The sequence below is a fragment of the Pseudomonas sp. HMWF006 genome (genome assembly GCF_003061205.1).
Lineage (GTDB): Bacteria > Pseudomonadota > Gammaproteobacteria > Pseudomonadales > Pseudomonadaceae > Aquipseudomonas > Aquipseudomonas monsensis.
On record NZ_QAIU01000525.1, the window covers coordinates 1 to 8,354 of the forward strand.

Genomic DNA, 8,354 nt, shown 5'->3' on the forward strand with positions numbered 1-8,354 from the left:
TTGTCGAGACAGGCGTGGAGCCGCGCAGCCATCACGCTGTGCTGCGACTGGCCCGAAGGGCAGCGTCCCGCGGGGAGCAAATCCCACCGCAGCGACGGCCTGCTGATCGGCCCGTTCCAGACGTCGCCGCCATTCGACGTACTGATCGTCAACACCGACGGCACACTTGCCGAGCGCAGTGGCAATGGCCTGACGATTTTTTCGCAGGCGCTGACCGAGCAAGGCGTGATGCCGGAGGAGGGCGCGTTGTTGCGCGTGCATTACGACAAGGGTGATGCCGTGGAAACCTCGGTGAAACCGGCCGAAGTCGAAGGCGTTCAAGGCTTTTGGCTCGATCTTGGCCAACCCGGTTTCGGGGCGCGCGCAGTGGGTGCGCAGAACGTCGAAAACGCCGACTTCAATGGGCGAGAAGTGAGTGTGGTAAAGCCACTGGCGACACTCGATCCGGCATGGTCACATAGCCAGTTTGTGCGTATCGGCAATCCGCATTGCGTGACGCTGCTGGATGACCGGGCGGCATTGCCGAGCAATCAACAGATGCGTGAGTCACCGCTGAACCAAGGGTTGACCGCAATCGCCTACGCCATGCCCACCGGTGCCGGAAATCCATGCCCGGCCGGCGTCAATCTGCAATGGGCGGTGCTCGACTCACCACAGAAAATCCTCGCCCGAGTGTTCGAACGCGGCGAGGGGCCGACGGCGTCTTCCGGCACCAGTGCCAGTGCCGTAGCATCGGCGGCGTGGCGGGTGGGTTGGGTGGCGGCCGGTGAAGTGCAGGTGGTGATGCCCGGCGGCACGGCGCCGATATTGCTCGAAGAAGCAGGCGGTGAATTGCGCAGGGTCAGGTTGTTTGGTACAGCGCGGTTGATGGGTTGAATTCAAAGACGCCATCGCTGGCAAGCCAGGCTCCCACAGGGTTTGTGTTGAACACCTCATTTGTGTACGCCACTGAACCGCTGTAGGAGTGGGTGTACCCGGTTTTTGTATTCACCACAAACCCCTGTGGGAGCCTGGCTTGCCAGCGATGGCGCCATGAGCTCCAACACAAATCTCAGCTCAGCTCACCACTGAACGCCACCACCGGCATCTGCCGCTTCATCAGCACCTCGCCGCCACGAATCGAATACAGCGGCAGACCCTGGCTGCGAATAACCTCGTAATCGCTGTCCGCCGAAAGTATCAACAGATTCGCCGGGCGCCCTTGCTCCAGCCCGTATCGCTCGCCCAGGTGCATGGCTTTGGCGCTGTTGTCGGTGACCAGATCCAGCGCACTTTGCAGGTTGCGATAACCGAGCATATGGCAGATGTGCAACCCGGCTTCAAGCACGCGCAGGATGTTGCCGTTGCCTAGCGGATACCATGGATCGACGATCGAGTCCTGGCCGAAACACACGTTCATCCCGGCCTCCAGCAACTCGTTGACCCGGGTCACGCCCCGGCGTTTCGGGAAGTTGTCGAAGCGCCCCTGCAGGTGAATGCTTTCGGTCGGGCAGGAGACGAAACTGATCCCGGAGTGGCCAAGCAGGCGGAACAGTTTGGCGCAGTAAGCGTTGTCGTAAGAACCCATCGCCGTGGTGTGGCTGGCGGTGACCCGCGCGCCCATGTCACGGCTGCGCGCTTCTTCGGCGAGCACTTCGAGGAAGCGCGAATGTGGGTCGTCGGTTTCGTCGCAGTGCACGTCCACCAGGCAACCGGTGCGTTCGGCCAGGTCCATCAGGAATTTCACCGAACTGACGCCCTGATCGCGGGTGTATTCGAAATGCGGAATGCCGCCGACCACGTCGGCGCCCATGCGAATCGCTTCTTCCATCAGCTCGCGACCGTTGCGGTAAGACTCGATGCCTTCCTGCGGGAACGCGACGATTTGCAGGTCGATCAGGTGTCGGCTTTCCTCGCGCACTTCGAGCATGGCCTTCAGCGCCGTGAGTTGCGGATCGGTGACGTCGACGTGGGTGCGCACATGCTGGATGCCGTGGGCGGCCAGTGCTTGAATGGTTTTCTTGGCGCGGGTCTTGGTGTCTTCTTCGGTGATGGTGACCTTGCGCTCGCCCCAGCACTCGATGCCCTCGAACAGCGTGCCGCTCATGTTCCAGCGCGGCTCGCCGGCCGTGAGGGTGGCGTCGAGGTGGATGTGCGGCTCGACGAAGGGCGGCACCACCAGATTACCGCCGGCGTCGAGGTCGCCGGGGTTGAGGGTCGGGGCTTCGGTCTGGCGACCGATGCTGCGGATCAGACCGTCTTCCAGGTGCAGTTCGTGCAAACCGTCCTGGTTGCGCAGTCGGGCGTTGATGATGTGCATCAGGCGAATCCTTCTTATAGGTCTTGTAGTGGCGCACTGGCGCGACGGGCGCCGAGCAGGCCGGTGACGATGACATACGTTAGCGCGGCGGCGGCAATCCCTACCAGCGGCGCGACCCACGGCGAGTGGAATGCGGCGAGCGTACCGACCGCGTAAGCCGCCAGGCCCGGCCAGTTGAACGCCGGCAGCCGGGCGTCGGCCAGACGCGGATAGCGCCCGCGCCAGCGGAAGAAAAAGTCGGCCATGATCACCCCGCCAATCGGCGGAATGACGGTGCCGAGCAGGATCAGGTACGGCACCAGCATGTCGTACATGCCCAGCAGGGCGAGCAGGGTGCCGATCACTGCACCGGCGAGGGTCACGGTTTTGCGTCGGCCGGTACGCAGCAGGTTGCAGCCGGCGACGGCGAAGTTGTAGATGGTGTTGTCCTGGGTGCTCCAGATATTGAGCAACAGCATGGCCATCGCGGCCATGGCGAAACCTTGCAGCAGCAACACTTCGACCACGTCCGGCTGTTGATAGACGATCGCACCGTAGGCGCCGATCAGCACCATCAGGCCATTGCCGACGAAGAAACCGATCAGGCTGGCCAGCACCGCCACCCGCGCCGAACGCGAGAAGCGGGTCCAGTTGGTGGCCTGGGTCGCGCCGCTGACGAAGGTACCGAACACCAGGGTGATCGCGGTCGACCAGTCCAGCGAACCGCTCGGCACCACGGCCAGCAAACCATCGAGGCCACCGACTTTAACGGTCGCGACCCACATCGACAGCATCAGCAGCAACATCATCGCCGGCACCGCGATGTAGGACAGAATCTCCAGGCCGCGATAACCGACATACGCCGTGGCACAGAACATCAGGCCGAACAGCACCATCAAACCGAGCACGGTGCCCTCATCGAGATCGAAGTATTTGCCGAGTACCACGGCGGCGGTCGCAGTGCCCCAGGCGTACCAGCCGATCTGGGTGAAGCCGAGGATCAGGTCACTGAGCTTGCTGCCGACTTCACCAAAACAGAAACGGCCCATCAGCACCGAATTGAGACCGCTCTTGAAGGCGATGTAACCCAGGCCGGCGGCGTATAGCCCGAGCAGCAGGTTGCCGACGATGATCACCACGAGCATCTCGCTGAAACTGAACGCCACACCGAGCTTGCCGCCGGCAAACATGGTCGCCGTGAAGAAGGTGAACCCGAGCAGCACCATGGCGGTCGAGGCCAGGCCTTTGCGCGCGTGCATCGGGACTTCGCTGAGGGGGTAGTCGTTGCCGGGATCGTTCTGCGTCATGGGGCGTTCCTTGCTGAAGAGGGAAGACTCGAAGCAGGTTGCAGTGGTCGTGCCAGATGTCGGTTATGCGGACTATGTATAGACGAGTTGCCGGCAATGGCTCGAAAGCGGTGCATCTGAATGCACCCGAGCCCCATGTGGGCGCCAAAAAACACAGGCATAAAAAAACAGCCGTGAAGGCTGTTCTCTATTTTCCTGACAAACACCGATCCTTTATAAGAGTGAGCCTGCTCGCGATAGCGGTTTGTCGGACACATTGATTTTGAAGGTGCCGAAGCTATCGCGAGCAGGCTCACTCCTGCACGCAGATCTGCGTTGAATCACTCACCGCGATAGATACAACCGCTGGTGCAGGTTTCGTGAATGCGGATCGCACTGAGTTCCGGCAGCAGCGGCTTCATTTCATTCCAGATGAATTTGGCCAGGACTTCGCTGGTCGGGTTTTCCAGGCCGGGAATGTCGTTCAGGTAGTTGTGATCCAGACGCTCGTACAGCGGCTTGAAAATCGCCTTGATCTCGGAGAAGTCGCGGATCCAGCCCGTGTGCGGATCGAGGTCGCCGCTCAGGTGAATCGCCACCTTGAACGAGTGACCGTGCAGGCGTCCGCACTTATGGCCGTCCGGTACGTGCGGCAGGCGGTGGGCGGATTCGAAAGTAAATTCTTTGAAGATTTCCACGGTATTTTCGGCTCTGTTCAGGTGGCGTTCGCCGCAGCGATTCGGGCAGGCGGCGAGTTTACCAGCTTGTGTTTGGCGATGCGGGAAAACACTGACTAAAGGGTCAGCAAGCGCTCGGCGAGACGACCGTTGGCGGTCAGTTCGAGAAACTCGTCGCCCAGCCGGCGACTTTCTTCCATCGCCGCGTGCCAGTACTTTTGGCGGCTCGGTGCGTCGCCCATGAAGCGTTTGAAGTCGTTACGGTCCGGTAGTTTGCCGTAGGGCAGGCGCGCCAGATATTCCTTCGATGGTGCCAGCAACAGCACGTCCTGCAAGCGCTCCACCGAGGCCTTGCGCCAGGGCAGGGTCTTGTCGAACCAGCCCGGAATCACCCGGTCGGTGAAGTGCGGATAGAGCACGATGCCGTCGCCGCTGTAGGGCAGGTCGAGGTGATAGTCGAGCAAACCGCCATCGCGGAAGGTGCCGGCACCGGCGCCCGGCAGGTCACGCACACCTTCCATGACCATCGGGATCGAGCCGGACGCCAGCAGCGCCTGTCGCAGGTTGCCGGCATTGAGCGCGACGAAGCGCGACGGAAAGTCGTTCAGCGCATGCACCGGCGGAGCCAGGCGCGGGTCATGGATGATCAAGCGTTCGAAGTGCCGCGACAGCCGCGCCCGCCCGCGCAGGTTGTCGGCAATCACCGAACCCAGCGCCAGCCCGAGGCGGCCACGATGGTCGTCGGCCAGGCGCCCTTGGCTTTTCACCACCATGATGTTCAGGCGGTAGTCGGCGTTGTTGAGGATGCTGGCGTCGCGGCCGTCGAGCAGGTCGTTGAGCATGCGTTGCGAGCTCTGGCTGATCTCGGCCATGGTCACGCCTTTGTTGAAATTCTGCTCGGCGTACAACTGGCCGAGACGGCGGATACCTTCGGCGGCGTCCGGCAGGCAGGCGCTGGCGAAGCGCCAGGAACCCACCGACGCACCAATCAGCGAACGCTCACGAGGCGCGCTCGGCAGCCATTCGCCGAACAACGCCAGATCCAGCCCCTGAATGCCCAACGCCTTGGGACCACCGGCAGCACCGGGCAGGGTGCCGACGTCCTTGGCGTTCAGGCCCTGGGCACGAATGCGCGCCATGGCCCGAGGGCCGGCCTTGAGGGTGAGGGCGGGGAACTTGATGTGGATGGCGGTCATACCGGTCTCGATCGTTAGCAAGCTGGCAATTATAGGTTAACCACTGAACCCTGTGTGCGGGCTTGCCCGTGATGACGGGACAGCTTGCATCCCGGTGGCTGAAAGGACGCTATCGCGGGCAAGCCCGCTGCCACAGGGTTTTGCATGATTCAACGGGTCCGGTATTGCCTTGAAACAATGATGGCAATTCAGTTTCAGTTAAGTTCATCCCGCTAAGGTGCCCATCGTAGCAACACATAAGAATACGGAGATCCCATGAAAACCCTGACTGCCCTGTCCATTGCCTCGATCATCGGCCTGACCGCCAGCATCGTTCACGCCCGCGATCTAGGCCCCGACGAAGCCCTGCGCCTGCGCGACGCTGGTACTATCGTGTCCTTCGAGAAGCTCAACGCCACGGCACTGGAAAAACACCCGGGTTCGACGATCACCGACACCGAGCTGGAAGAGCAGTACGGCAAGTACATCTACCAGATCGAAATGCGTGACCCGCAGGGGCTGGAGTGGGATCTGGAATTAGACGCGGTCAGCGGGCAGGTTCTCAAGGATCATCAGGATACGTAATGAAGGTTAATGTTCGCGCCACCCGCCGCACGGTGTTGGCGCTTGTGCTGTTTTGCTCGATGGCCCAGGCCCGCGACCTCGATCAGGACGAAGCCCTGAGTCTGCGTCAGCAGGGCGTGATTCTGCCGCTTGAGCAGGTCCTGCAGCAGGCGATGGACCGCTACCCCGGTTCGAAATTGCTGGAAGTCGAGCTGGAAGAAAAACACGACGTCTACATTTACGAAGTCGAGCTGCTCACCGCCGAAGGCGTCGCCCGCGAGCTGCATTTGAAGGCCGATACCGGCGAGCTTGTGAAAGACAAGGAAGATTGACCGATGCGTTTGCTACTGGTGGAAGACCACGTACCGCTGGCCGATGAATTGCTCGCCGGCCTGCAACGTCAGGGCTATGCGGTGGACTGGCTGGCCGATGGCCGTGATGCGCTGTATCAGGGCAGCAGCGAGCCTTACGACCTGATCATTCTCGACCTCGGCCTGCCCGGTGTTCCGGGGCTCGACGTGCTGGCGCAGTGGCGCGCGGGCGGTCTGGCGATCCCGGTGCTGATTCTCACGGCGCGCGATTCCTGGGCCGAGCGCATCGAAGGCCTTAAGGCCGGCGCTGACGATTACCTGACCAAACCGTTTCACCCCGAAGAGCTGTTCCTGCGCATTCAGTCGTTGTTGCGTCGCTCCAAGGGCCAGGCCAATCAACCGACGCTGCAGGCCGCCGGCCTGCACCTGGACGAGGGCCGGCAATGCGTGGTGCGTGACGGCAGCGATATTCAACTGACTGCCGCCGAGTTTCGACTGCTGCGTTATTTCATGCTGCACCCGGAACAGATTCTGTCGAAAAGCCACCTCGCCGAGCACCTCTATGACGGCGAAACCGAACGCGATTCCAACGTTCTGGAGGTCCACGTCAATCACCTGCGGCGCAAGCTCGGCAAAAGCGTGATCGAAACCCGTCGCGGCCAGGGTTACCTGTTCGGCGGGCAAGCTTCGTGAGGTCGATCCAGCGCCGTTTGAGCCTGGGCTTGATCAGCGTGATGGTGATCGTCGGCGTGGTGCTGGCGCAAATCAGCCTGTGGTTGTTCGAAGTCGGTTTGCAGCGTTATCTGGAAGCCGGTCTGCGCAACGACAGCGAAAGCCTGCTGGTGGCGCTGGTGCGCGGTCCGCAAGGGTTGCAGCTGGATGAGCGGCATCTGTCACCGGCCTATCAACGGCCGTTCTCCGGGCATTACTTTCGCATTGATTTCGCCGACAGCCACTGGCGCTCGCGTTCGCTGTGGGATCAGGATCTGCCGCTGCTCAACCATCCTGGCCTGCACAGCAATCTGCAACTGGGGCCGGACGGTCAGCAGTTGCTGGTGCTGCGTTCGGACTATCGGCGGCTGGGGCAGTCGATCTCGATCAGCGTCGCTCAGGATTACACCCCGGTGCGCGAGAGCTTCCAGCGCATGCGCCAGATCGGCCTCGGCCTCGGGCTGGCCGGGTTGCTGCTGATTTTGCTGTTGCAGCGAATCACCGTGCGTCGCGCCTTGAAGCCGCTGGAAAGCGCTCGCGAACAGATCGCCCAGTTGCAGCAGGGCCAGCGTTCGCAACTCGACGATCAGGTGCCGGTGGAGCTGGAGCCGCTGGTGGCGCAGATCAACCATCTGCTCGCCCACACCGAAGACAGCCTCAAGCGTTCACGCAATGCGCTGGGCAATCTCGGGCACGCCCTGAAAACGCCGCTGGCGGTGCTGTTGAGTCTGGCCTCCAGCGAAAAACTCGATGCCCATCCCGAGTTGCGCAAGATCCTCAAGGAGCAACTGGAGCAGGTGCAACAGCGGCTCAACCGCGAACTCAATCGCGCGCGTTTATCCGGTGATGCGCTGCCGGGTGCGCTGTTCGACTGTGATGCGGAACTGCCGGGGCTGCTGGCAACGCTGAACATGATTCACGGCGAGCATCTGGCCTTGAGCTACGTCGCGCCGCCGGGGCTGCAATTGCCGTGGGATCGTGAGGACTTGCTGGAACTGCTCGGCAACCTGCTGGACAACGCCTGCAAGTGGGCGGACGCCGAGGTGCGCCTGAGTGTGATCGAGCGTACGGATGGCTTTGCCCTGTGCGTCGAGGACGATGGGCCGGGGATTCCCGAGCAGCAGCGGACTCAGGTATTCAGTCGCGGGACGCGGCTGGACGAGCAGACCCACGGGCATGGCCTGGGGCTGGGGATTGTGCGCGACATTGTCGAGGCGTGGGGTGGCTTGCTGGTGCTGGGCGAGAGTAAGTGGGGCGGGTTGAAGGTGGTGATCGAGTTGCCTCGGCGGTGAGCCTCTAAAGGCCCCTCACCCTAACCCTCTCCCGGAGGGAGAGGGGACTGACCGAGGTGT

The 8,354-nt window shown here is 62.0% G+C and carries 9 protein-coding genes; 5 read left to right on the top strand and 4 right to left on the bottom strand.

From position 1 onward, the window contains the following. On the top strand, nt 1-876 hold an 876-nt coding region (locus tag DBR24_RS23680), incomplete at its 5' end, for a diaminopimelate epimerase (RefSeq protein WP_128615950.1). 175 nt (nt 877-1,051) lie between these two features. On the opposite strand, the gene codA is transcribed toward DBR24_RS23680, so the two are convergent. The 4 genes from codA to DBR24_RS23700 all read right to left on the bottom strand — a co-directional run bounded on the left by codA (nt 1,052) and on the right by DBR24_RS23700 (nt 5,437). Continuing rightward, nucleotides 1,052-2,299 (bottom strand): cytosine deaminase, encoded by a 1,248-nt coding sequence (codA, locus tag DBR24_RS23685; RefSeq protein ID WP_128615951.1) that lies wholly within the window; start codon nt 2,297-2,299, stop codon nt 1,052-1,054. A gap of 14 nt (nt 2,300-2,313) precedes the next feature. Further along, on the bottom strand, nt 2,314-3,585 hold the full coding sequence (gene codB, locus DBR24_RS23690; protein ID WP_128615952.1) for a cytosine permease: 1,272 nt from the start codon (nt 3,583-3,585) through the stop codon (nt 2,314-2,316). A gap of 320 nt (nt 3,586-3,905) precedes the next feature. Continuing rightward, entirely contained in the window at nt 3,906-4,262 is a 357-nt protein-coding gene (queD, locus tag DBR24_RS23695; RefSeq protein WP_003223505.1) for a 6-carboxytetrahydropterin synthase QueD, read from the bottom strand. A 95-nt stretch (nt 4,263-4,357) separates the two neighbouring features. Continuing rightward, the gene (locus DBR24_RS23700) at nt 4,358-5,437 is read right to left on the bottom strand and encodes a patatin-like phospholipase family protein (protein ID WP_128615953.1); all 1,080 of its coding nucleotides are present in this window, start codon (nt 5,435-5,437) and stop codon (nt 4,358-4,360) included. Nucleotides 5,438-5,692: 255 nt separating this feature from the next. Here DBR24_RS23700 and DBR24_RS23705 point away from each other — a divergent pair, with 255 nt between their 5' ends. From DBR24_RS23705 to DBR24_RS23720, 4 genes are read left to right on the top strand one after another with little or no spacing between them, the layout of a single operon-like run. After that, complete coding sequence (locus DBR24_RS23705; RefSeq protein WP_123462192.1) at nt 5,693-6,001, top strand: PepSY domain-containing protein; 309 nt, start codon at nt 5,693-5,695, stop codon at nt 5,999-6,001. Further along, entirely contained in the window at nt 6,001-6,312 is a 312-nt protein-coding gene (locus DBR24_RS23710) for a PepSY domain-containing protein (RefSeq protein ID WP_128615954.1), read from the top strand. Before DBR24_RS23705 ends, DBR24_RS23710 begins: the two co-directional genes overlap by 1 nt. Nucleotides 6,313-6,315: 3 nt before the next feature. Next, entirely contained in the window at nt 6,316-6,984 is a 669-nt protein-coding gene (locus DBR24_RS23715) for a response regulator transcription factor (protein WP_123462196.1), read from the top strand. Then, the gene (locus tag DBR24_RS23720; protein ID WP_123462198.1) at nt 6,981-8,294 is read left to right on the top strand and encodes a sensor histidine kinase; all 1,314 of its coding nucleotides are present in this window, start codon (nt 6,981-6,983) and stop codon (nt 8,292-8,294) included. The genes DBR24_RS23715 and DBR24_RS23720 overlap by 4 nt, the downstream gene beginning before the upstream one ends. The last annotated feature ends 60 nt before the right edge of the window (nt 8,295-8,354 follow it).